The organism is Wenyingzhuangia fucanilytica, assembly GCF_001697185.1.
GTDB lineage: Bacteria > Bacteroidota > Bacteroidia > Flavobacteriales > Flavobacteriaceae > Wenyingzhuangia > Wenyingzhuangia fucanilytica.
In genome coordinates this window covers 2,936,318-2,958,863 of the sequence record NZ_CP014224.1, presented here as the reverse complement: position 1 = coordinate 2,958,863, position 22,546 = coordinate 2,936,318, and the positions used below count along the sequence as shown (strand labels likewise).

Annotated in this window: 22 protein-coding genes; 10 read left to right on the top strand and 12 right to left on the bottom strand. The window is 31.1% G+C overall.

Translation table 11 applies throughout. The features are described from left to right. Nucleotides 1–30: 30 nt before the first annotated feature. Nucleotides 31–1,086 carry a 3-isopropylmalate dehydrogenase gene (leuB, locus tag AXE80_RS12150; protein WP_068827708.1) on the top strand — a complete coding sequence of 352 codons (1,056 nt, stop codon included), beginning with the start codon at nt 31–33 and terminating at the stop codon, nt 1,084–1,086. 105 nt (nt 1,087–1,191) lie between these two features. After that, a complete protein-coding gene (locus tag AXE80_RS12145; protein ID WP_068827706.1) occupies nt 1,192–2,517 on the top strand; it encodes a glycoside hydrolase family 5 protein in 1,326 nt (441 codons plus the stop codon). A 1-nt stretch (nt 2,518) separates the two neighbouring features. On the opposite strand, the gene AXE80_RS12140 is transcribed toward AXE80_RS12145, so the two are convergent. Together AXE80_RS12140 and AXE80_RS12135 are read right to left on the bottom strand one after the other, a co-directional pair. After that, nucleotides 2,519–3,598, bottom strand: a complete 1,080-nt coding sequence (locus AXE80_RS12140; protein WP_068827704.1) for a hypothetical protein — start codon at nt 3,596–3,598, stop codon at nt 2,519–2,521. A 27-nt stretch (nt 3,599–3,625) separates the two neighbouring features. After that, entirely contained in the window at nt 3,626–4,564 is a 939-nt protein-coding gene (locus AXE80_RS12135) for an endonuclease/exonuclease/phosphatase family protein (RefSeq protein WP_068827702.1), read from the bottom strand. Between the two features lie 142 nt (nt 4,565–4,706). Between AXE80_RS12135 and hflX the strand changes: the two genes are divergently transcribed. Further along, nucleotides 4,707–5,927, top strand: coding sequence for a GTPase HflX (gene hflX / locus AXE80_RS12130; RefSeq protein WP_068827700.1), 1,221 nt, complete (start codon nt 4,707–4,709; stop codon nt 5,925–5,927). 59 nt (nt 5,928–5,986) lie between these two features. Here hflX and AXE80_RS12125 read toward each other — a convergent pair whose 3' ends face one another. From AXE80_RS12125 to AXE80_RS12105, 5 genes are all read right to left on the bottom strand, one after another. Beyond that, nucleotides 5,987–6,493 (bottom strand): DUF3124 domain-containing protein, encoded by a 507-nt coding sequence (locus AXE80_RS12125; RefSeq protein WP_068827698.1) that lies wholly within the window; start codon nt 6,491–6,493, stop codon nt 5,987–5,989. Between the two features lie 137 nt (nt 6,494–6,630). Further along, a complete protein-coding gene (locus AXE80_RS12120) occupies nt 6,631–7,470 on the bottom strand; it encodes a DUF3078 domain-containing protein (RefSeq protein ID WP_068827696.1) in 840 nt (279 codons plus the stop codon). Nucleotides 7,471–7,479: 9 nt separating this feature from the next. Further along, a complete protein-coding gene (locus AXE80_RS12115) occupies nt 7,480–7,992 on the bottom strand; it encodes a DUF2480 family protein (RefSeq protein WP_068827694.1) in 513 nt (170 codons plus the stop codon). A 99-nt stretch (nt 7,993–8,091) separates the two neighbouring features. Then, entirely contained in the window at nt 8,092–8,412 is a 321-nt protein-coding gene (locus AXE80_RS12110; RefSeq protein WP_068827691.1) for an iron-sulfur cluster assembly protein, read from the bottom strand. Between the two features lie 18 nt (nt 8,413–8,430). Continuing rightward, the gene (locus tag AXE80_RS12105) at nt 8,431–8,856 is read right to left on the bottom strand and encodes a SufE family protein (RefSeq protein WP_068827689.1); all 426 of its coding nucleotides are present in this window, start codon (nt 8,854–8,856) and stop codon (nt 8,431–8,433) included. Nucleotides 8,857–8,960: 104 nt separating this feature from the next. Here AXE80_RS12105 and AXE80_RS12100 point away from each other — a divergent pair, with 104 nt between their 5' ends. The 4 genes from AXE80_RS12100 to AXE80_RS12085 all read left to right on the top strand — a co-directional run bounded on the left by AXE80_RS12100 (nt 8,961) and on the right by AXE80_RS12085 (nt 13,046). Continuing rightward, the gene (locus AXE80_RS12100; protein ID WP_068827686.1) at nt 8,961–9,881 is read left to right on the top strand and encodes a PfkB family carbohydrate kinase; all 921 of its coding nucleotides are present in this window, start codon (nt 8,961–8,963) and stop codon (nt 9,879–9,881) included. A 60-nt stretch (nt 9,882–9,941) separates the two neighbouring features. Further along, a complete protein-coding gene (locus AXE80_RS12095; protein ID WP_068827682.1) occupies nt 9,942–11,816 on the top strand; it encodes an amidophosphoribosyltransferase in 1,875 nt (624 codons plus the stop codon). A gap of 319 nt (nt 11,817–12,135) precedes the next feature. After that, nucleotides 12,136–12,687 carry a hypothetical protein gene (locus tag AXE80_RS12090; protein ID WP_068827680.1) on the top strand — a complete coding sequence of 184 codons (552 nt, stop codon included), beginning with the start codon at nt 12,136–12,138 and terminating at the stop codon, nt 12,685–12,687. Nucleotides 12,688–12,815: 128 nt separating this feature from the next. After that, entirely contained in the window at nt 12,816–13,046 is a 231-nt protein-coding gene (locus AXE80_RS12085; protein WP_157359404.1) for a hypothetical protein, read from the top strand. 74 nt (nt 13,047–13,120) lie between these two features. Here the strand turns inward: AXE80_RS12085 and AXE80_RS12080 are convergent, their stop codons facing one another. Beyond that, a complete protein-coding gene (locus tag AXE80_RS12080; protein ID WP_068827676.1) occupies nt 13,121–15,715 on the bottom strand; it encodes a phosphoenolpyruvate carboxylase in 2,595 nt (864 codons plus the stop codon). A gap of 118 nt (nt 15,716–15,833) precedes the next feature. Further along, nucleotides 15,834–17,129 carry a tRNA lysidine(34) synthetase TilS gene (tilS, locus tag AXE80_RS12075; RefSeq protein WP_068827673.1) on the bottom strand — a complete coding sequence of 432 codons (1,296 nt, stop codon included), beginning with the start codon at nt 17,127–17,129 and terminating at the stop codon, nt 15,834–15,836. Between the two features lie 194 nt (nt 17,130–17,323). Here tilS and AXE80_RS12070 point away from each other — a divergent pair, with 194 nt between their 5' ends. After that, the gene (locus AXE80_RS12070) at nt 17,324–17,542 is read left to right on the top strand and encodes a hypothetical protein (RefSeq protein ID WP_068827671.1); all 219 of its coding nucleotides are present in this window, start codon (nt 17,324–17,326) and stop codon (nt 17,540–17,542) included. An 8-nt stretch (nt 17,543–17,550) separates the two neighbouring features. On the opposite strand, the gene AXE80_RS12065 is transcribed toward AXE80_RS12070, so the two are convergent. Continuing rightward, on the bottom strand, nt 17,551–18,834 hold the full coding sequence (locus AXE80_RS12065; RefSeq protein WP_068827669.1) for an anthranilate synthase component I family protein: 1,284 nt from the start codon (nt 18,832–18,834) through the stop codon (nt 17,551–17,553). Between the two features lie 114 nt (nt 18,835–18,948). Here AXE80_RS12065 and AXE80_RS12060 point away from each other — a divergent pair, with 114 nt between their 5' ends. Together AXE80_RS12060 and AXE80_RS12055 are read left to right on the top strand one after the other, a co-directional pair. After that, complete coding sequence (locus AXE80_RS12060) at nt 18,949–19,674, top strand: NRDE family protein (RefSeq protein ID WP_068827666.1); 726 nt, start codon at nt 18,949–18,951, stop codon at nt 19,672–19,674. A 4-nt stretch (nt 19,675–19,678) separates the two neighbouring features. Continuing rightward, nucleotides 19,679–20,674, top strand: coding sequence for a DUF6695 family protein (locus AXE80_RS12055; RefSeq protein WP_068827664.1), 996 nt, complete (start codon nt 19,679–19,681; stop codon nt 20,672–20,674). Here AXE80_RS12055 and apaG read toward each other — a convergent pair. Next, nucleotides 20,664–21,050, bottom strand: coding sequence for a Co2+/Mg2+ efflux protein ApaG (gene apaG, locus AXE80_RS12050; protein ID WP_068827662.1), 387 nt, complete (start codon nt 21,048–21,050; stop codon nt 20,664–20,666). The two genes, AXE80_RS12055 and apaG, sit on opposite strands and share 11 nt — an antisense overlap. Before the next feature lie 47 nt (nt 21,051–21,097). Next, nucleotides 21,098–22,333, bottom strand: coding sequence for a type IX secretion system plug protein (locus tag AXE80_RS12045; RefSeq protein ID WP_068827660.1), 1,236 nt, complete (start codon nt 22,331–22,333; stop codon nt 21,098–21,100). Between the last annotated feature and the right edge of the window lie 213 nt (nt 22,334–22,546).

Here is a 22,546-nt window from a genome sequence, read left to right as displayed (position 1 = left end):
CTGAATTCTAAAATTCTTAAAATAAAAAAAATGGAATTAAAGATTGCATTATTAGCTGGTGACGGAATTGGACCAGAAGTAATTGAACAAGCAGTAAAAGTTTCTGATGCAGTAGCTGCAAAATTTGGACATGAAATAACTTGGAGACCAGCCTTAACTGGTGCTGCTGCTATTGATGCAGTAGGGGAGCCTTATCCAGACTCTACTCATGAAGTTTGTGCAACTTCTGATGCAGTATTATTTGGAGCTATTGGTTTACCTAGATTTGATAACGACCCAAGTAACCCTGTAAGACCAGAGCAAGGATTGTTAAAAATGAGAAAGAAATTAGGATTGTTTGCTAATGTACGTCCTACATTTACTTTTCCATCTTTATTAGATAAATCTCCTTTAAAAAGAGAGCGTATAGAAGGTACTGACTTAGTTTTCTTAAGAGAATTAACAGGAGGTATTTACTTTGGAGAAAAAGGAAGAAAAGACGGAGGAGAAACTGCTTTTGATAACTGTGTGTACACAAGAGAAGAAGTAATCCGTTTGGCTAAAAAAGGATTTGAATTGGCAATGACACGTTCTAAAAGATTGTGTTGTGTAGACAAGGCAAACGTATTAGAAACTTCTCGTTTATGGAGAGAAACTGTACAGTCTATGGAAAAAGATTATCCAGAAGTTGAGGTTTCTTATGAATTGGTAGATGCGGTAGCGATGCGTTTGGTACAATGGCCAAACTCTTATGATGTATTGATTACTGAAAACTTATTTGGAGATATTTTAACCGATGAGGCTTCTGTAATCTCTGGATCTATGGGATTAATGCCATCTGCTTCTATGGGAGCTGATATTGCTTTATTCGAGCCTATTCACGGTTCTTATCCACAAGCGACAGGATTAAATATTGCTAACCCAATGGCAACTATTTTATCTGCTGCAATGATGTTTGAAAACTTTGGATTACAAGAAGAGGGTAAAGCAATTAGAAATGCTGTAAATAACGCCTTAGAAGAAGGTATTGTAACAGAAGATTTAGCTAATGGTGGTAAATCTTACGGAACAAAAGAGGTTGGAGATTGGCTAGCGGTAAACATATAGTCTAAAAAGGTATAATTTTAATTAAAAGCACCTAATCCTAAATATGGATTAGGTGCTTTTTATTTTTCTTTGTCTAGCTTTAAAGTTAAAATAATATTTAAGTATATGAATACATTTAAGTTAGCAACAGTAATAGTACTCACATTTGTTTTTATTTCTTGTAAAAAAGCAAGTATGGATGATATTGGTAATAATACTCCTCCTGTAGAGGAAGATGTAAATCCTATAGTTCCACCAGAGGGTGTTTTGCTTCCAAATCAGTTAATAGCCAAAATGAGAAGAGGTATTAATTTGGGAAATACTTTTGAATCTTGGAAAAAAACAGATGATGAGTCATTTACAGGTTCAGGTTATTTAGATATTGATGGGTATAATTTGTGGAGAGAGCCTTTTGGAACCAATTATTTTACAGAGGTAGCAAATGCAGGGTTTACAAATGTTAGAATTCCTGTAAATTTTAATAACTACACCAAACCACATTGGAACAATATTCCAGATGAAGCTACAATTGATAGTTTTAAAATTCAAGGAGCATTTTTAAATTATTTAGAAACTTATATTGATGCTGCTTTAGCTGCTGGTTTAGTTGTAGTGCTAGATACTCATCACGAGGATTGGATAGTGAAGATGACAGATGCTGATGAAACTGTTTATTATACCAATGATAGTAAAGAATTGGAAAAACGAAAACTTAGATTTAAAGCGATATGGACAATTATTTCTGAGCGTTTTAAGAATAAATCAGATGATTTGGTGTTTGAAATAATTAATGAGCCGTATTTTCATTTAACAGTTGGTGATATGGATGAAATTAATGAGTTTACTTTAGATATTATTAGAAAAACAAATCCAACAAGAAAAGTAATTGTTGTAGGAGGGAACAGCAATCCTTCTGGGGCTGCAAGTAATGCTCACATTGCTACTCAGAATTTAGATAGTGATTTCTTAAAATCAGATCCTTATTTAATAGCAACATTTCATTATTACAAACCTTTTAAATTTACAAGTTCTGGTAGACTGCAGTATACAGATAATGACTGGGGTACAGCAGCTGATAAAGAAGAACTAGCTGCAAATTTTAAAGAGCTTAGTACATGGGCTAAACAAAATAACATTCCTATTTATTTAGGAGAATTTGGAGCAGATAATGTAAACGGAACCATTTATGGGTCTTTAGATAAGTCAGGGAATTATAAAAATAGTGATACTGATGGTAAAGATGATACAGAAGGCGGACCTGATGCTACATCAAGAGAAGCATACTATAGATATATAGCTGAAAAATGTGAAGAGTATGGGTATAGTTACGCGGTTTGGTGTACAGGTAGAAAAGGAGGAAAGTCAATTTATTTAGAAGAAAGTAAAGACTTGGGAAAAAGAACTGATGATGGTTTTATTCCAGAAATTTTAAATGCGTTGATGTTAAAATAAATTAGGTGCTTTGTTTCCAAAGAATTTCATATTCTAATAATAAAGCAGTAGTGTAGCCATCACATTTGGTTCTAAGTCCAAAACATTGAATTAATTTGTGTTTTTGAAGTTTTCTTACCCATAATTTTGGAATCATTAAAGGAATAGAAGTATAAAAATAATCAGTCTTTTTAAGTACTTCGTGTAGTTGATAGCGAAGTTTTCTTTGTGGTTTTATGTCAAGATTTAACAATGAGATATGGTATAATAACTCATCAATAAATGGTAGAGGTTTTTTTAGGATGTTTTTAATATCATCTATCATAATAATTCTTAAAATAGATAATACGTTGTTGTTATCTGTTTTTTTTACCAATCTACTGTAGTGATAACAAATTTGTGCTGTGCTAGGGTAGCAAGGCGAAACCAAATAAGGGTAATTGATATAATCTTTTGAAGTAACAGTTTTTAAAATGTAATTAATAGAGTCTTTGTCTTGTTTACAAACTTCAAGTTTGTTTTTATAGGACCATAAAAGAATGTTAGTAAGTACACAGGCATCAATTTCAATAGGCATATTTTTACCAAAGTACACGCCATAGGTTCTTAGGTTTTTGTATTGAGTTCTTTTATGAAAGTTCCATTGTAGTGTTCCATTAGCATGTTTTATGAGTTTTTCTTTTAACCATTCATGCTTTTTTTTCTTAGTATCAGTAAGGTAAATATATACTGTGTCATCAGCATCATCAGCAAGTTTAAAAAACTTAAAATGTTGCATTATTACTCCATTAGGAAAATATTCCATAGGGTTGGTTTTAAAAAAATTATAGGTTTTTTTGCCTTTAAAATTTTTAAAATTTGGGTAGCAATTTATGACTTGCTCAGTAATATTATCTGCAATAAGTTTGGAATTGCTAGATAGTAATGGGTAATATTCTTTTAAAGTAAAAACAATAGCACTAGAAAAAAAAATGTTTTCATCTTCTCTAGAATAGGGAATAAAAGAATGAAATCTTTGAGATGCAAAAATTCCCTTTAGATAACCTTTTTGGCTTCCAATTTTTTGCTGTTCCGATAAGACTTTTAAGAGTTCGTTAATCAAACTAAGTTTGTTTGTCTTAAAAATACACTATTTTTTAAAAATAGCATATACTGGAAAATGATCGCTAAAACCACCTCTGTAAAATTTACCAATATAAGTTCTTAAAGGTTCTCCTTTGTTTCTGCCTGTCCAATCTGTTAAAAAATCTTCGTTGTAAATGTCCGCTTTTTTAAATTGATTACTTGGGCTGTCTTTAAAAGCGTTACTGTATAAGATTTGATCGAATAAATGCCAAACCCCATTATGAATTAAAGTTCCTTGTTTTGGTGTTAGTAATTTTTCCATTGGGTTGTGAATACGATCGGACACCAAATGTTTGGCGATACTTTCAGAGCTAGGGTCATCATTAAAATCACCCATAATGATAATTTTGGCTTGCGGATCATCTGCTAATATTTGATCAATTCTGTAATTTAAAATGTTAGCTAAAGCAATTCTTTTTAAATGTGTTTTATCTACTCCTTTTCTTCTAGAGGGCCAATGATTTACAAAAACATGAGTAAGCTCTCCATATAAATTACCTTTAACATAAAGAATATCTCTAGTGTCATCTTTTACTCCATTGGTTTCAAAAACTTGTACAGGAATCGCTTCAGAAGAAATTAATTCAAAAAAATCTTTATGATATAAAAGAGCTACATCAATTCCTCTTTCATCAGGAGAATCGTAGTGAACACAGTCGTAATTTAAATAACGTAATACTTCAGAATGGATAATATCAAGCGCAACTTGTTTGGTTTCTACTTCGGCCAATCCAACTAAAACAGGAGGGAACATACAGTCTGTAGTTCCTATTTTAGAAATCACTTTAGCTATTTTATTTACTTTGTGCTGATATCTATAATGTCCCCATTTTTTTCGTCCGCTAGGGGTGTAATCTGAATCTAGAGTATGTTCGTCATCCTTATAATCAAATAAGTTTTCGGTATTATAAAAAGCAATTGAAAATAAATTTTCTTTAGTCACTTGGAGTATTTTTTGGAGTGGTAAAGATATCTTTATTCAATAAAAATGTCAAAGAAAGCTTGCTTAATATCGCTATAAAAAACTACAGTTTTGTGCAAAATCTATTTGTGTTGAAACTGTGGGAATTATGTACATTTGTAGCATGATAGAAGAAAAGAAAGTAACCTCAGAAAAAACAGTGTTGGTGGGTGTGATCACACAGCATCAAGATGAGGCTAAGTCTACGGAATACTTAGATGAATTAGAATTTTTGGTAACCACAGCTGGTGGGAATGCCGTAAAAAGATTTGTCCAAAAGTTAGAAAAACCTCACCCTAAAACCTTTATAGGTACTGGAAAATTAGAGGATGTAAAAGCATATATTGATTCACATGATATAGGAACCGTTATTTTTGATGACGAGTTGTCTCCCGCACAATTGCGAAATATAGAAAAGATATTAGATACCAAAATATTAGATAGGACTACTCTAATCTTAGATATTTTTGCGCAACGTGCAGAAACTAGTTATGCAAGAACTCAAGTAGCCTTGGCACAATGTCAATACATGTTACCAAGATTAACAAAACTTTGGTCTCACTTAGATAAACAAAAAGGGGGGATTGGAATGCGTGGTCCTGGAGAAACAGAAATTGAAACGGATAGACGTATTGTAAGGGATCAGATTGCTTTGTTAAAAAAGAAATTGGAGACTATTGATAAGCAGATGGCTGTGCAACGAAAGAATCGTGGTAAAATGGTTCGTGTGGCTTTGGTAGGATATACCAACGTAGGGAAATCTACTTTGATGAACGTGATTAGTAAAAGTGAAGTATTTGCCGAAGATAAATTGTTTGCAACTTTAGATACCACAGTGCGTAAAGTGGTGATTAAAAATATTCCTTTTTTAATGACAGATACGGTTGGATTTATCAGAAAGTTACCTACGCAGTTAGTAGAATCATTTAAATCGACCTTAGATGAAGTTCGTGAAGCAGATTTATTACTACATGTGGTTGATATTTCTCATCCTACTTTTGAAGATCACATCAATTCTGTAAATGTTATTTTAGAAGAAATAGAAAGTGCTAATAAACCAACTTTGATGGTTTTTAATAAAATTGATAGTTACAAACACGATACTATTGATGATGATGATTTGGTGACAGAAAAAACTGAAAAGCACTTTACTCTTGATGAGTTAAAAAACTCGTGGATGTCTAAAATTGATGATGAATGTGTGTTTATATCTGCATTGAATAAAGACAATATGGAAGATTTTAAAGAAAAAGTTTTTGATATGGTTCGTGAAATACATACCAAGCGTTTTCCTTATAACAACTATCTGTACTCAGAGTACGATCAAGATGGAAATAAAATTTAATAAAAAACCCGAGTGTAACACTCGGGTTTTTTTATAGTTAAAAATTAGGTTCTGTATATTTAATGTACTTCAACGCCTGTTGTACTAAAAGATAGTCCTTGTTGTCCAGAAGTTGAAATCATCACAGCTTCAAATAAAGGTTTGTTACTGTTTGGTTTAATAGCCCAATCAAACATAAAATTACCACCTGTTCCACCTTCTTGGTCTGTTTCGTCAATAACAATTTCAACAGTTTCCATTGGGGTTAAATAAATAGGGTGTTTAAAATAAGATCTTATCAATTCTCCATGAGTATCGTAATAGTCTGCTTTTTTTAAGTAAATGGTGTCTTTTCTATCCGTGTTTCTCAAACTTACAGTAACGGTAAGTCCGTGTTTTTTGTGTTCTGTATAACTATATACTTGTGAGTATACAGATAAATGTGTAGTTCCTAAGGTTAGAGTACTGTCTGTAAGCTTAGTAATTCTTTTTTCCCAGTTTATAGGATTTATAGAGCTGATTTCTTGTTTTTCTTTACAAGAAGCAAGAAGTGTTATCGAAAAAATAAGTAAAAATAAGTTTTTCATAATATGAGTACTATAAATTGAATTACTCGTGTTAAATTACTCAATTCTTAACAGCTGATAAAATTTTAGGAGTAAATAAGATGTATAAAAAAACCTCTAGAATTTCTAGAGGTTTTAGATTTTATAAAAGTATTTTGTTAAAATTTATAGTTAAATCCTAATCCAAATACTTCTCTTACTTGTACAGCACGTACTGCATTGTCATCGTAAATAGCTTGTAAAGCAATGTTTGCTGATAAGTAATCATTTACTTTCATAGCTACGTTTAAAGTGTAGTCAATATCAATATTTCCTACATCTTCTAAATAGTTAGCATACATGTTTAAGATGTTTTCAAAACTTACGTTTTCAAAAGCATTAAACTTGTAGTATGCAGCAATGTTTGCCCCTAATTCAAAACGGTAAGTTTCACCTTGCTCAACACCAAAAGCACTTCCTAAGGTTGTAAATTCACTGTTTACAAAAATAGCTCTAGCAGATGCAGGAGTAATGTTTACTTTTAGGTTGTCAGATTTTTTCCACAATGCACCAGGACCTGCTTGTAAATAGGCTGGAGAAAAGAATGTAGATATTTTGTCAATTTGAGCTGCTGTTTTGTAACCATCTGCAAATTGAGTTTTAAAGTTTAAATAAGCAGAGTAGTACCAAAATTCAGTAGCTTTTTTACCATATAAAGATGAAAGTTCAATACGGTCATCAGTTTTTTGATAAAAAGTATTTCCTGCAGTTTTGGTTAAACCATAAGCTAGGATAATTTTGTTATCCCATACATCCTTCCCTTTTTTATAGTTAAAACCATAGTTGATGTTTGCATTGGTAGCAATGTTATTTACTCCACCTCCTTGCCAATCTTTATTGTAAGCAGATTGATTGAATAATAGGGTAAATACACCTCCTTTTTTCCAGTTACTTTCTTTTTCTTGAGCAAAAGTGATCGTTGCGCACAATAATAGAGCTAATGCTGAAATTTTTTTCATAGTAGTTTTTTAATGTTTATTAGTTTTTTTATATAAAGGTACAGTAGAGCAAGCCTCACCGTACATGATGTTTTTAGCAACAGGAAGCAGCTTGCTGATTAATAAAGTATATGCAGATTCTGGTATTGGTTTATTAGCACAGCCTTTAATAATAACAGGTTTGTCTTCAAATTGACTTATGTCAAATTTAAAAATTATTTCAGTATACAAAACTGTTTCTAAAGTATTTAAGTCACCAACCACACATTTTTTAACAAATGTAGATGCATGACTTGCTAATAATAAATATGCCCACGATGGGATAATGGCATCTGCACTACAAGTAAAAGCCACATATTTATCCTGTAGTGTAGACCAATCAAAATCGGCTACTTTATTTCTAAAGTCTTTTTCCCTTAAAATAATTCCTTCGTAAAGCCAATCTTTAATATCAAACAAAACACGTTCTCCAGGAAGATAAAAATCTTCTAGATCAATATTTTTTAAAGGGCTATTGGCTACTCTGTTTACAATTTCATCCATAATTAATTAGTATTTAGCACACAGTTGTTGGTGAATAGTTTTATAATGACCAAAAACCAAATATTATCTATGTACTTTGTACTGATGACTTAGTACTAATTATAGAAATCCTAATTCTAATTTAGCTTCTTCGCTCATCATGTCTTGTGTCCATGTTGGGTCAAAAGTCAATTCAACTTCAACACTTTCAAGCTCTTCTAAGGCACAAACTTTTTCTTCTACCTCCTTAGGCATGGTTTCGGCTACAGGACAGTTTGGCGATGTTAAGGTCATTAATATTTTAGCTTGACCTTTATCGTTAACTAAGACATCATAAATTAATCCTAATTCGTATATGTCTACAGGGATTTCTGGATCGTAAATTGTTTTTAACACATTTACAATTTTATCTCCTATTTCTACAGTTTCTTCGTGATTCATTTCTTTTGTTTTTAGCAGTTAGGCATTTAATTTACTTTGCATTCCTAATGCGTATAATTTTATTTGTTTGATCATTGATACTAAGCCATTGGCTCTTGTAGGCGATAAATGTTCTTTTAAACCAATTTCATCAATAAAATCCATTTCAGCCTCCAATATATCTTTAGGAGATTGGTCGTTAAAAACGCGTAACAATACAGCTACAATTCCTTTGGTGATAATAGCATCACTATCAGCGGTAAACTGAATTTTATCTCCGTTTAATTCTGAGTGTAACCAAACTTTAGATTGACATCCTTTGATAAGATTGTTATCTGTTTTGTATTGCTCATCAATTACTGGTACAGATTTACCAAGCTCTATCATATACTCATAGCGTTGCATCCAATCATCAAACATTGTAAACTCGTCTACAATTTCCTCTTGTATTTCTTTGATAGTCATATTTTAAACTTATTTTTGCAGCCACAAAGATACTGAGTATAAAGCTAGCATACAACAGCAAACAAGATTGATTCTAGCTTGTGTAATTATTGAAATAAAAACAAATGAGTAAATTATTGGTTATAGGAACAGTAGCTTTTGATGCTATTGAAACGCCTTTTGGAAAAACAGATAAAATTTTAGGAGGAGCAGGAACTTATATTGGGTTATCTGCTAGTAATTTTAAAAATGTAGACACTGGTTTGGTGTCTATTGTTGGTAACGATTTTCCACAAGAGTATTTTGATTTATTACACAGTAAAAACATCAATACAGAAGGAATTGAAGTTGTAAAAGACGGGAAAACTTTTTTTTGGGGAGGAAAGTATCATGATAACATGAACAAGAGAGATACTTTAATTACTGAATTAAATGTATTAGAGCATTTTAATCCTGTAGTTCCAGAAAAATATAAAGATGCAGAAATTGTTATGTTAGGAAATTTACATCCTTTAGTTCAAAATGCAGCTTTAGAACAAATGAATAAAAAGCCAAAAATGGTAGTGCTTGATACTATGAATTTTTGGATGGATATTGCTTTAGATGATTTAAAGACTTTGCTAAAAAAAGTAGATGTAATTACCATAAATGATGAAGAAGCACAGCAGTTAAGTGGAGAATATTCTTTAGTAAAAGCAGCAGCAATTATTCATGAAATGGGACCTGAATATGTGATTATTAAAAAGGGAGAACACGGAGCCTTATTGTTTCATAAAGACAAAATGTTTTTTGCTCCAGCATTACCATTAGCAGATGTTTTTGATCCTACCGGAGCTGGAGATACTTTTGCAGGTGGATTTACAGGATATTTAGCACAAGAAGGAGAGTTGTCGTTCGATAATATTAAAAATGCAGTGATTTGGGGATCTAATTTAGCCTCTTTTACCGTAGAAAAATTTGGGGTAGAACGCATTGCAGGTGTTACTTACGCTGAGGTTGATGAGCGTTTGTCGAAATTTAAGGAGTTAACGAAATTTTCTTTGTAATTTTGCAAAAAAATAATGGTTTTGCGACTTACGTAAAACTTAATCAATAAAAGATACAATATGTGTGGTATTGCAATGGTGAGGTTGCTAAAACCTTTAGAGTATTATAAGGAAAAATATGGTACAGCTTTTTACGGAGTAAATAAGATGTACTTGCTAATGGAAAAACAACACAATCGTGGTCAAGATGGTGCTGGTTTTGCAAGTATTAAATTTAATGTAAATCCTGGTAGCAGATACATTAGCAGAATACGTTCTAACAAGCAGCAGCCTATTCAGCATATTTTTAAAAAAATAAACCAACGTATTAGTGAAACTGTAGATGCAAATCCTGATAAAAAGGATGATGTAGCTTGGTTAGAAGAAAATACGCCTTTTATTGGTAATTTGTTTTTAGGTCATGCCAGATACGGAACTTTTGGAGGAAACTCTATAGAAAATGTTCATCCGTTTTTACGTCAAAGTAACTGGAGACATAAGAACTTAATTGTTGCTGGTAACTTTAACATGACAAACTCTAAACAATTGTTAGATGAGTTGATTGAGTTAGGGCAGCACCCAAAAGAAAGTACAGATACTGTTACGGTAATGGAAAAAATTGGTCACTTTTTAGATGATCAGGTGGAATCTATTTACCAAGAAATTAAAGAAGACTATACTAAAAAAGAAGCTTCTCCTGTAATTGCAGAGAAGGTAGATATTGTTAGAATTTTAAAAAGAGCTACTCGTAGTTTTGATGGAGGTTATGCTATGGCGGGGTTGTTAGGTCATGGAGATGCTTTTGTAATGAGAGATCCTGCGGGAATCCGTCCTACTTTTTATTATAAAGATGATGAGGTTTTAGTAGTAGCATCAGAAAGACCTGTAATTCAAACAGCTTTTAACCTAAAAATGGAAAAAGTTAAAGAGTTAGAGCCTGGTCACGCTATTATTGCTAAAAAGAATGGTAAGGTGTCTGTAGAGAAAATTTTAGAGCCATTAGAGAAAAAAGCATGTTCTTTTGAGCGTATTTATTTTTCTAGAGGAGGAGATGCAGATATTTATCAAGAGAGAAAAGATTTAGGGGTACGTGTGTTTCCTCAAATCATAGAAAGTATTAACGGAGATATAGAAAATACAGTATTCTCTTATATTCCTAACACTGCAGAAACTTCTTATTACGGAATGTGCGAAGCAGCTGAGGATTTCCTTAATACTCAAAAAACAGAAAAAATATTAACAGGAGGTAAAAACCTTAGTGCTCAAGAAGTAAGTGATATTTTAGCTATTAGACCTCGTTTTGAAAAATTAGCGATTAAAGATGCTAAGTTAAGAACGTTTATTACTTCTGATGATAGTCGTGATGACTTGGTAGCTCACGTTTATGATGTGACTTACGGAGTGGTTAAAAAAGATGATAATATTGTAATTATTGATGATAGTATTGTTCGTGGAACTACTTTAAAAAAGAGTATCATCAAAATATTAGATAGAACACAGCCTAAAAAAATTGTAGTAGTTTCTTCTGCACCACAAATTCGTTACCCAGATTGTTATGGTATTGATATGGCTAAATTGGGTGATTTTATTGCCTTTAGAGCTGCTATAGAATTGTTAAAAGAAACAGGTCAATATCAAATTGTAACAGATGTTTATAACAAATGTCTTAAACAACGTAGTAAAGACGATGCTGGAATTAAAAACTTTGTAAAAGAGGTTTATAAGCCTTTTACACCAGAGCAAATTTCTGCTAAAATTTCAGAGATGTTAAAAACATCAGAAATTAATGCTGAGGTTGAAATTATTTTCCAAACAATAGAAGGGTTACATGCTGCTTGTCCAAACCACACAGGAGATTGGTACTTTACTGGAGATTATCCTACAGATGGAGGAAAACGTGTAGTAAATGAAGCTTTTATTAATTTTTACGAAGGAAACAATAAAAGAGCTTATTAATAAGTGATTTTAATTTTTTAGAATAGAAACCGATGCAATTTGCATCGGTTTTTTTGTTTGTTAACATTAATTTAACATTGAAGCCGGTGTTTTGGCGTACTTGTGTTTTAGCAGGTTTTTAAGTTGATAAAAAAGAGTGGTTATAATTACGAACTATTTAAGGATTTAAAAACAGACCATTTGTTAAAATTTATTTCTATAGTTTATTTTGTGAAGTTCACGAAAATGCAATTTTTAAATAAATAGGAGTGTTGTTGATGTTATATTAAACTTGCCCTAGGGCTTGTTGTGTATTTTTACTGTAGCAAAACTATATATTATGAAGAAAATTATTTTAATCGCAGTTTTATTGTTGGTAGGAGTAAGCTACGGACAAAATTATGCATACCCAATTGGTTTGTATAGTTATGAATCATTAACTATTTTAAATAGTGAGCAAAGAGGAGTAGATCCTATAGTTGAAGTTACAGAACCATTAACTAAGCAAAGCCCAGCATTAAATTATAACTCTTCTGTAGGTTTAATTAATTATGAAGATTTACAAAACTATAATAAGACAGAAGGGTATAAATTGGCCGAAGAGAATTCAAAAACTAAGGCTCAAGCTCATGCCGAGAAGCTAATGGCTTTAAGTAAGGCGTCTAGGGATAAAATAGTTATTAGAAAGGCTCCTAAAGAAGTATTGGTTCGTTATGAAGGAAAGCATACAAGTTTAAAGTTGTTTGACTTTAATGGTGAAGAAGTTAAAGCTAATTACAGTAAAAAGTATAGAGGTTTAATTATTCCTAGAAGTAAAGAGCATGTAAATTACTTTTTAGAAGTTAAAAATGAGGTAAAGTCAAAAACATATTATCATCAAGTATCATTGTAAAATGATGATATAATTCGTTAAGATATAATTCCAATAAAAAAAGGAACAAGTGCTTTACTTGTTCCTTTTTTTATTGGAATATTTTTACTTTGTTTTTTAGTGTTGCTAATTCAAATTTATAAAGTTTGTTGTGTTATAACTTTGAATCCAAGTGGGGTGTTGTTAGAGAACGTACTTCTAAATTTTTTTCTTTTGATGGAAATGTGACTTCCATACAATTAGAAAACAATAATTATTATGTAAAGCATGGTATGAGGAATCCTACTAAAGAGTATGAGCCTAATTACTTTAATGCATTTTCCATGGCTTTAGAACTTGTAGGCTTAGATCCTAAGTATATATTTAGGTTGAGAGAATAAGGTGAAGTTAGGATAAATAAAAAGCCCTCAAATTTAAATGTTTGAGGGCTTTTTTTATTGTAATGCTTAAAGTATTAAGCAGAGTTTCTACTTGCGTTGGTGTTACCAAATAAAGATCTAGTGACAATTTTTTCAAAAGTCTCTAATCGTTTTTGATCAGGTGTAGCACCAGGCTTGTTCATTAATTGTACTTCTCTTAAAGCATATTGTTGTATAGTTAAAAGAGGTAATACAATAGAATCACGTACAGCAATAGATGCTTTTCCGTCAGGGAAGTTTTGCATCAATTCTTTGTGACCTGCTAATTCTAACAACAATTCTTTAGTTAATAAATACTCATCGTGAATAATGTTCCAGAATGCACCAAATTCTTCATCTTTCGCCATGTAGTTAGTCAAAGCAAAGTTTGATTTTTCCATAGACATTACACTGTTTTCTAACAATGTTTTAAAGAAGTTAGAGTTGTTGTATAAGTCTTGAACTTTATCAAACTCACCAGCATCTTTATACTTTTTAAATGCAGTTCCTACACCAAAGAATCCTGGTACATTTTGCTTTAATTGTGACCAAGACCCAACAAAAGGAATAGCTCTTAAATCACCAAAGTTTAAAGAATCTGATTTAGCACGCTTAGATGGACGAGATCCAATGTTTGCTTTACCGTAGTACTTTAAAGTACTCATTCTTTCTAAGTAAGGAATAAACATTTCATGGTTCTTAAAGTCTGAATATGCTTTAAAGCTTAATTCTGCTAAATCTTCCATCAATCCTTTTTGCTCATCTGATAAAGATGCGTTCATTGGATCGTTAAATATTTTGTTGGTAATACCAGCTCCTAATAATTGTTCTATGTTGTATTGAGAAGAATCTAAGTTACCAAAGTTAGAACTAATAGTTTGCCCTTGAATGGTTAACTGAATCTCTTTATTTTCAATATTTTCTCCTAAAGAAGCGTAGAATTTAGAAGTTTTTCCTCCTCCACGAGCAGGTGGTCCACCACGTCCGTCAAAGAATATTACTTTAATTCCGAATTCACGAGATACTTTAGATAACTCTTCTTTTGCTTTGTAGATTCCCCAGTTAGCCATTAAATACCCACCGTCTTTAGTACCATCAGAGAATCCTAACATAATGTTTTGTTTGTTTCCTCTAGCTGCAACATGCTCACGGTATTCTGGAATAGAATATAATTGTCTCATTACCTGAGGAGCAATTTCTAAGTCATCTACTGTTTCAAATAACGGAGCAACATCAACTTTTAAACCTTCTTCAAATCCAGAAAGATTTAGCATAGCGAATGTTTCCATTACGTTTAAGGCAGTTTGGTTGTTACTAATAATATATCTATTAGCACCTCTTTCTCCATTGTCTTCTTGTATGGTTGAGATTGCTCTCATAGAACCTAAAGTTCTAACTACCATTTCTTCAGAGAATTGTTCTGGATCGATATCTCCTTTTACCTTAGCTAATACTTGAATTTGTTCATCTGGACTTAATTCTAAGTAGTTTTTAGGGAAAGTGTTATCTCCTTTTTCTTGTAACTCTTTAACAATTCCAGTAAATACATCGTGGTGTACACGGCTGTCTTGACGAATGTCCATTGTAGCAAAGTGGAATCCAAAGATTTTTACTTTGTTGATAAAGCTATCTACTTCTTCTACAAATAAATTACTGTGCTCTTCTTTTAAAGTTTTCTTAATCGCATTCATCTTGCTTAATAACGATTTTACTGAAATTCTAACAGGAGAATTTTCTGTAATACAGCTATCGTATAAAGCAGATTCAATTTCGTTCATAATTTCGTAAACTCCTGGGAAAGTAAGTCTACGCTTTAATTGACGAACATCTCTAAAGTAGTTCTTTAAAATAGTTTGTCTTAGTTTTCTAGCAACTCTTAAAGTTGTTTCTGTAGTTACAAATGGGTTCCCATCTCTATCTCCACAAGGCCAGAATCCTAGAGTAATAATTTCGTTTTTGATGTCTTCACCATCAAATAAATGGTAGTGAATATAATCGTAGATTTTACTAATAGAGTGGTAAAATACATTTTCTAAGTACCATATTAAGCTAATAGCTTCATCATATGGAGTTGGTTTTTTCTCTGCAAAAAATGTAGTTCTACCTAATTGAGCTAATAATTTCTTAATTAAGCTTAAGTCATCATTTTTAATAGCTTCTTGTAAGTCTGTTAAAATTGTTAAAACAGTACCTGGGTAAAATTGTGTTGGGTGAGCTGTTAAAACTAATCTAGTTTTAAATTCCTCTAAATAATGTTTAAGTTCGTTTCTAACTCGTTTAGAACTTGCTTCTTCTTTAATATTTCTTAAAGTTCCTACTCCAGCCATATTGTTTACAATAGGGAAAGCAGCATCTTCTATAGCATCAAACAATACAACTTGACGTTCTATGTATTGAATAAACTTGAAAAGGAAACTAATTTTGTCTTCTTCTGTGGAATCAGATTTGTATTTAGTAAAGAACTCATCTACAATTTCTGTGGGAGTTTTTCCGTTTTTAAAACCTTCTATACAGCTCTCGTTAAATAAAGGTAACAATGTTCCTGTTTTTTCTACACTGTCAAAGGGTAAAGTAGCAAAAACACTATTGTAAACCTGATACTTAGCAAGAACGCTATCGTTGAATCTTGATAATTTGGTTTGTTTAGACATGTTAAATTAAATTTGTTTGAGGCAAGATACAACATGGCTAAGTATTGTGAAAAAAAATAGCCAAAAAAATACACTTTTTAGGCAAAAAGTTATAAGATTAACACTTGTTTTTTTGATGTTAAACAGAAATGTAGACTAAATTTTCTTTTTCGGGTTTGCAGGTTAATATCCTATCTGCTCTATGACCAATAATCCAAATAATTTGTTGTTGATGATTGCATAACAACCAAGTATTTTCTTTATCTCTTAAAGAGAATTTTTCATCTTTAAAATATTTACTAATTTTTTTCTTTCCTCTCATTCCTGTAGGATGAAAATAGTCACCATCTTTCCATTTTCTAATCATTAAAGGAAAAGATGTTTGCTCTAAATTTAAGGCTATACAGTCTTTAGAAATTTCCTTGTTTGCAAAAGAAAAATTTAAAGAAATGGGTAGGTGATGTATGTCTTGCATATGTTCTATCATATAAACATCTTCGTTTAAATCCTGAGTGTTTATAGATAAAATTAAACTGTCTCTATTGTTTAAAAGTGTGTGAGTGCTAGAGTAAATTTGCTTACCTGTTTGTGTTGCAATAAGTTTTTTAATTTCTTGCGTAGCAGTAAAATCAAACGGTTTAAAAAGTTCGTAAATTTCAAAATCAGAAAGATTTTTAATGATGTTTTTATCAATAATAAAATCATTTTCTTTAGTAGTAAAAATTTCTTTTTGCAAGGCTGCAATTTTTTGTTTGATGAAGATTTTACTATCGTGAATTTTTAAAACTGTATTTAAAAAGTTTTCTTCAAAATTTGGATGAAGTTTATATAATTCAGGGGTAATATGATGCCTTATTTTGTTCCTAATGTATTTTGTTTCGGCATTGCTTTGGTCCTCTCGCCATTTGATATTAAGATTGTTTGCATAAGTTTCAATATCGTTTCTAGAAACAATTAAAAACGGCCTAATAATGTTTTGATTAATAGGAGGAATACTAGCCAATCCATCTAATCCTGTACCTCTTGATAAGTTGATGAAAAATGTTTCCATCACATCGTTTAAATGATGTGCGGTTAAAATATAATCATACTCATATTCTGTGTATAATTTCTGAAACCAATCATAACGTAATTCTCTGGCTCCAATTTGAATGTTTACTTTGTTTTTTTTGCAATATTCTTTGGTTAAAAATTGAATGCTATGAAATTGACAGTTGAATTCTTTGGCTATTTTTTCTACAAATCTTTCGTCTAAATCACTTTCTATTCCTCTAAGTTGAAAGTTGCAGTGAGCAATACCAATTTGATATTTTAATTGATGAAAAACATGGGCTAAAACCACGCTGTCAATTCCGCCAGAAACAGTAATTAATAGTTTTTTACCTTTTAAAAAAGGAAAGTTTTTCTCAAGATGAGTTTCTAGTTTTTGTAGCACAGTATTGTTTTTGGATAAAAATACAAATAAGTTAAAAGTAATAAAGTTAAAAAAAGATAAAGTGTTTGTTTTTGCGATTTAACACAGTTGAAATCCTTTAGAGTTAGCTTTATTTTTATACTCGCGTCTTTTATAGAGTGAGAGATGCTTATTAACATGAAAAAGAATAAAGTTTTATTGAAAAACAATTAGCTATGAAAAATACGTATTCAACAAATAACACATCAAGAAATCCTATTATTTTATTAATACTAGTTTGGTTTGTTTTAAATGTATTATTGCTGCTAAGTGCGACCAATTTTTTGGCAGAAAGTTTTTTTCAAAAAGAACATTTAATGGTTTGTTTTATAATGATTGGTTCTGCTTTGGCTACCTTAAAAGTATGTTTAGATCATTATAAATACAATGGTTAAATAGAGAGTTAGTTGCTTAAAACTTCTCGCATCGCTTTGGCTTTTAACAAACATTCCTCGTATTCTTGTTCCGGATTTGCTTTTGCGGTAATAGCACTTCCTACAGAAAAAGACACATAGTTTTTAGATTGGTTGTACACAATACTTCTGATCACCACATTAAAATCAAAATCTTGTTCTGGAGTAAAATATCCTACAGCTCCAGAATAAATTCCTCTTTTGCTAGCTTCTAAATCTTCAATAAATTTCATGGCAGCAATTTTTGGAGCTCCAGTCATACTACCCATAGGATAACACGCTTTAATGGCATCAACCATGTGGATGTTGGGCTTTATTTTACAGGTAATAGAAGAAATCATTTGGTGCACTTGCTTAAAAGTATAAATCTTGCAAAGTTCATTAACACTAACAGTTCCTTTTTGAGCAATATGAGATAAGTCATTTCTAACCAAATCTACAATCATAATATTTTCTGCAATCTCCTTGGTGTTGTTTTTTAACAGTTCAATTTGCGAAATATCTTTTTCGGGTAAAGTTCTCCTCCTTGCGGTTCCCTTAATAGGTTCAGAAACCAAAGTGTCTCCTTTTTTTTGTAAAAATCTTTCGGGAGATGCAGATAAAAGAAACAAATCTTTAATCTTTAAAAAAGTAGCAAAGGGAGCCTGAGAAATAGTGTTTAAATCTAAATAGGTATTAACAGGATGAATACTTGCGTTTTTTGCATAAAATTCCTGACAAAAGTTTAATTCATAAACTTCTCCTTTGTGAATTTCTTTAAGTGCTTTTTCAACTTGTTTAATATAGGTTTCTTTATCAATTCTATGATGAATATCAAGAGGCTTTTTTGCTGATATTTCTTTTTTAGATGCTAGAATGGCCTTCCAATCTTTATCAATATCTTCGGCTAAATCTTTAGGGTATCTAAAAAGAATTCCGTCTTTTTGGACTTCAATCAGTTTTTTGGGCTGAAAAAAATATAAATCAGGAAAATTAGTTTCATCAATATTATGAGAACTTAATTTTTCTACATCATTTTTTAAATCATAACCTAAATATCCAAAAGCATAATCTTGAATGTTATCTACATAAAATTTTAATTGTTCAAATGCGTTATGATAATCAGAAGTTATAAAACTAATTTGATCAATAGCTAAAAAACCTTCAATATTGGTTTTGGTGTTGTTGTTAGAATCCAACCAAGCAACTGTGTTGTGTTGTGCTCCCCAAACTAAAAGTTGTTCTTTTATTTGTGGAGTGTTATCAACCGTAAAAAGCTTTTGTATGCGTTGCATAGGTTTGAATTGAGTTTGCAAATTTAATAATCTTACCAAAGTATAAAGACTTAATGTGTAAGAAGTGTAATTTTTAATAGATTTATAGACAAAAACGAAAATAAAAGGAGGTTTATGTGTACAGTAACTTATGTTCCTAGTAAAAAAGGATTTGTTTTTACATCAAATAGAGATGAACAAAAATCTAGAAAAACCATTGCTCCATCTAGTTATGTTGAGGATGGGGCGAGCTTGTTTTATCCTAAAGATGAAGTAGCTGGAGGAACTTGGATTGGTGTTGCTGAACACAAACGTTTGGTTTGTTTGCTAAATGGAGGTTTTGTTTATCACGATCCAACTATAAAATTTCCAAAAAGTAGAGGGGTAGTAGTAAAATCTATTTTAACCTCTAAAAATTTATTGAATACTTTAAATACTATCGATTTAAATGGGGTTGCTCCTTTTACGTTAATAGTGGTAGATTGGAATAATACTTCTAATATTTATGAGTTGGTTTGGTGTAGAAAAGAAAAAAAGTTAACAGAACTTTCGGTTGAGCAGCCATATATTTGGTCGTCTTCTACATTGTATACAGCTGAGGTTAAAATTCAACGAGAAGAGTGGTTTAAAAAGAATTTACTTGCTCTATCAGCAGATATTAAGCAAAAAGTTTTGGAATTTCATCAAGATGAAAATTTAGGAAATCAAGAAATTTCTCCTAAAATGAAAAGAGATGTGGTTGAAACAGTTAGTACAACAATGGTGATTAAAAACAAGGAAGCTTTGTTAATGGAATATCACGATTATGTCAATCAAGAAGTTTTGCAATATGATGATTTGTTTAGCGCTGTAAAAGTATAGTTTTATGATGTATGATGGTGTTATAGTAGTGTTGTCTTATCCAGATACAGTGGTTCGTCCGGCACATTCGGAGTTTTCAAGTAAGGTTTGGCCTAAGTTGGGAATTGGTAGCGAAAATGCTATTCAAGCCGGTCATGCCGCAATGTTGTTAATTGATAAAAAAACATCAGAAATAAATTATTTTGATTTTGGTAGGTACATAACTTCATACGGTAATGGCCGTGTAAGATGTAAAGAAACAGATCCTGAGTTGGTTGTTCCTTTTGTAGCTGAATTCAAAGATGATGTTTTAGTGAATTTAAATGAAATTTTACTTTGGTTAGATGCGCATCCTGAAAAAACGCATGGTGATGGAAGGCTAGTCGCTAGTGTGAACTCAGAAATTGATTACAAAAAAGCTTTAGATTTTGTAAATGATTTAATTAGCAAAAAGGAAATTCCTTATGGTGCTTTTGTTAAAAACGGAAGTAATTGTGCAAGGTTTGTTACAGATGCTATTTTAAATTCTTGCGGAAATAAATCCATTGTGTTAAAATTAAAAACTTCAAATTTATTAACTCCTAGTCCTATAGGGAATGCAATTAAAGGAACTACCGAAGATGATATTTATGTGATTGAAAATCAAAAAATAGATCACTATACCAATAGATCTGTAATTAAAGAATATGGTGCTTGTTTCTTAAAAAAGTTTGATAGGGAGTTGAATTTAATTGGAACGGAGTTGCCTAATAAAGCGCTTTTTGATTTAGAAAATGCAACTTGGTTGGGTGGAATAGGTAGTGGTGCTTGGTTTAAAATAACCTCTAAAGACGATGTAAATTTATATCGAATTGCAAGGTATACAGTTAAAGGCGAAAAAGATTTCGAAGGTGTTTTTAAGATAAAAGACTTTAGTTTTAATATGGATGAAGCTTATGAGTTTGTACATCCTACAAATTGTGTAGAAGTTTATATTGAACAAAATTCCAAAGAGTATATCTTGTGTAAAATTAGTTCATAATAGATTTGGTTTGCAGCTGAAACGATGGAACGGCAACTCTAAATGTTTTTTTATCGTCAAGGTTTAACATGGTGTAATAACCTTTCATAGATCCACAGTTAGAAAGCAATATACAGTGAGATTTATATGCGTGTTTTTCTCCAGATTTCAGAATAGGTTGTATGCCAATGACTCCTTCTCCTTCAACAATTTCGGTGTGGTTTAAAGAGTCGTAAATTTCCCAATGTCTAGAAAATAATTGAACAGTGTATGGTGATAAATTTTCAATACTAATATAGTAGTCATATAAATAGTGCTTTTGTTGGTTGCGCTCCTGCACACCACAAAAAACAGTATTTACAGAAATTTTTATTCCTTGAGTTGTTGCCTCAGTCATTTTAGTATCGTTTGTTTAAATATAAATAAGAATTTTGTAGAAAACAACTAATTTTCTATTTGCTGTTTACTGTTTCCAATTCCGTAACCTACTACTTCGTAATAAATAGAGTTGGTAGGTTGAAAATAAACCAAAGCTTCGTAGTTGTTTTCTGTTTCAAAATATGATCCGCTAATGGTTTTCTTATCTATTTTTTGATTGTCGTAAACTACAAAATCATAATTGTAAAAACCTTGTTTTAAAAATATGCTACAAGTTAAATATTTGCCAGATTCATCTAGATTTAATTTGTTTTCATCATTAATTTGATAATTGTTAAAAGCTCCATAAACATATATATCTTTGTCTTTATACTCTTGTAAGTTAGTCAAAGTAAATAAAACATTACTGTACTCTGCTTCGGTTTCTGGAGTGTTAGATCTAAAGTTTCTCACAACAAAATTTCCGTTAATATCAGGGTTGTAAGTATAAGTGCTGTTGGCTCTGCTTTTTTGAGTAAATAGGATAGTGTTAAAATAATTATCTTCTCTGTATGATGAAGAAATATATCTTGTATTTCTTAAAATTTCGTTGTTGTCAAAATTAAGAAACTCATTTCCTGCAATAAATTCAGTTTCTTTACTAGGCCTGTAAGTGTAGGTGTTTCTTTCTGTAAAAGTAGGTTTTAAAAAGGGAGAGCGTATTTGTGGGTCGCTATTCTGAAATATAAAAGTTTGGATTTCTGAATTTGGAAAATTAATAGGGAGTCCATTATTTTGAATAACTAATGAAACTGCTTGTTTTTCGTTAAAAGAGGATAAATCTCTACTTTCAGAAATGTTTACACTTACAGAAATTTTATTTTCATAGAGCACTATTTTTCTTTCACAAACCACTTCGTTTTCTTCATTTAAAATCTGAAAAAGATAGTTTCCAGATTTTGTGATTTTTGTGTCTTCATTTGGAATAGAAAATTCGTAATGGGTGTAATTATGTAAAGTTCCAAAAGAATTTTCCATGTTGTTAATTTGCATATTATTAAACCCATCGATGTAATATGAAGTAGGAATTTTTGAGGGAGTCCAATCAATTTCGCAAAGAGTAATCAAGTAATAATATTCATCTTGATAACCATTAATATCATCAAAACTAAAACTAAAAGAGCTGTTCAGGGGCTGTATGGTTTCAGAAAAATCTCTATTGCTGTTTTTAATGCTAACGGTTTTTATATGAAAAGCATCAGATATTTGAGCGTAAAGAGCAATGGGAGAAATAAGTAAAATAACTAAATATTTAAAAAGCATGTTTTTCGATCTGGTTTGTTAAAGTGTTGTAATTTAATGAATTGTTATTGATTAAAGCTTTTGATTTTGTAAAAACGTTTGTCTTTAAATAAAATTACTTAGAATTATTATAAATAAAATAACCTGATAAAATTAAAGCCCTATTTGTAGCTTTAAGAATACACAATTTAATTAAATTTGTTGCATATTTTATACGTACAAAATAAATTAAAT

What these genes read in the sequence shown, in the direction of transcription:
- AXE80_RS12110 (WP_068827691.1), bottom strand. Translation starts at nt 8,412, where the DNA reads ATGAATCACGAAGAAACTGTAGAAATAGGAGATAAAATTGTAAATGTG.
- AXE80_RS12090 (WP_068827680.1), top strand. Translation starts at nt 12,136, where the DNA reads ATGAAGAAAATTATTTTAATCGCAGTTTTATTGTTGGTAGGAGTAAGC.
- apaG (WP_068827662.1), bottom strand. Translation starts at nt 21,050, where the DNA reads ATGACTGAGGCAACAACTCAAGGAATAAAAATTTCTGTAAATACTGTT.
- leuB (WP_068827708.1), top strand. Translation starts at nt 31, where the DNA reads ATGGAATTAAAGATTGCATTATTAGCTGGTGACGGAATTGGACCAGAA.
- AXE80_RS12055 (WP_068827664.1), top strand. Translation starts at nt 19,679, where the DNA reads ATGATGTATGATGGTGTTATAGTAGTGTTGTCTTATCCAGATACAGTG.
- AXE80_RS12145 (WP_068827706.1), top strand. Translation starts at nt 1,192, where the DNA reads ATGAATACATTTAAGTTAGCAACAGTAATAGTACTCACATTTGTTTTT.
- AXE80_RS12060 (WP_068827666.1), top strand. Translation starts at nt 18,949, where the DNA reads ATGTGTACAGTAACTTATGTTCCTAGTAAAAAAGGATTTGTTTTTACA.
- hflX (WP_068827700.1), top strand. Translation starts at nt 4,707, where the DNA reads ATGATAGAAGAAAAGAAAGTAACCTCAGAAAAAACAGTGTTGGTGGGT.
- AXE80_RS12100 (WP_068827686.1), top strand. Translation starts at nt 8,961, where the DNA reads ATGAGTAAATTATTGGTTATAGGAACAGTAGCTTTTGATGCTATTGAA.
- AXE80_RS12115 (WP_068827694.1), bottom strand. Translation starts at nt 7,992, where the DNA reads ATGGATGAAATTGTAAACAGAGTAGCCAATAGCCCTTTAAAAAATATT.
- AXE80_RS12080 (WP_068827676.1), bottom strand. Translation starts at nt 15,715, where the DNA reads ATGTCTAAACAAACCAAATTATCAAGATTCAACGATAGCGTTCTTGCT.
- AXE80_RS12045 (WP_068827660.1), bottom strand. Translation starts at nt 22,333, where the DNA reads ATGCTTTTTAAATATTTAGTTATTTTACTTATTTCTCCCATTGCTCTT.
- AXE80_RS12065 (WP_068827669.1), bottom strand. Translation starts at nt 18,834, where the DNA reads ATGCAACGCATACAAAAGCTTTTTACGGTTGATAACACTCCACAAATA.
- AXE80_RS12125 (WP_068827698.1), bottom strand. Translation starts at nt 6,493, where the DNA reads ATGAAAAACTTATTTTTACTTATTTTTTCGATAACACTTCTTGCTTCT.
- AXE80_RS12105 (WP_068827689.1), bottom strand. Translation starts at nt 8,856, where the DNA reads ATGACTATCAAAGAAATACAAGAGGAAATTGTAGACGAGTTTACAATG.
- AXE80_RS12095 (WP_068827682.1), top strand. Translation starts at nt 9,942, where the DNA reads ATGTGTGGTATTGCAATGGTGAGGTTGCTAAAACCTTTAGAGTATTAT.
- AXE80_RS12120 (WP_068827696.1), bottom strand. Translation starts at nt 7,470, where the DNA reads ATGAAAAAAATTTCAGCATTAGCTCTATTATTGTGCGCAACGATCACT.
- AXE80_RS12070 (WP_068827671.1), top strand. Translation starts at nt 17,324, where the DNA reads ATGAAAAATACGTATTCAACAAATAACACATCAAGAAATCCTATTATT.